1 protein-coding gene is annotated in these 246 nt (G+C 69.9%); it reads left to right on the top strand.

What is annotated here, in order from left to right; all coding sequences use genetic code 11:
- A partial coding sequence (locus DNK49_RS23795; protein ID WP_133255203.1) for a hypothetical protein occupies positions 1-246 on the top strand: 246 nt, incomplete at both ends.

The following is a 246-nucleotide window of genomic DNA, read 5'->3' as shown; positions in this document are numbered from 1 at the left end:
CCCGCGCCTACACCGTGCTCGGGCAACTCTCACGCAGCGCACTGGCTACACCCCACGCCGCCCCCCTGATCCGCGAATACGCTTACGACGCCCATGCGCATCTGGCCTCGATCCGCCAGCGCGATGGCGCCGGCACCCGCGCCATCGCCTACGCCTACGATGCCTCGGGCCGGCTCATCGCAAGCCAGCACGGGGCGCAGCGCCACGACTATCGCTTCGACCCGGCCGGTAATCGCCTCGATGTCA

The organism is Parazoarcus communis SWub3 = DSM 12120, from assembly GCF_003226565.1.
In the GTDB taxonomy this organism is placed as follows: domain Bacteria; phylum Pseudomonadota; class Gammaproteobacteria; order Burkholderiales; family Rhodocyclaceae; genus Parazoarcus; species Parazoarcus communis.
Note: the sequence above shows the minus strand (reverse complement) of the source record. Positions and strands in the feature narration are given on the sequence as shown.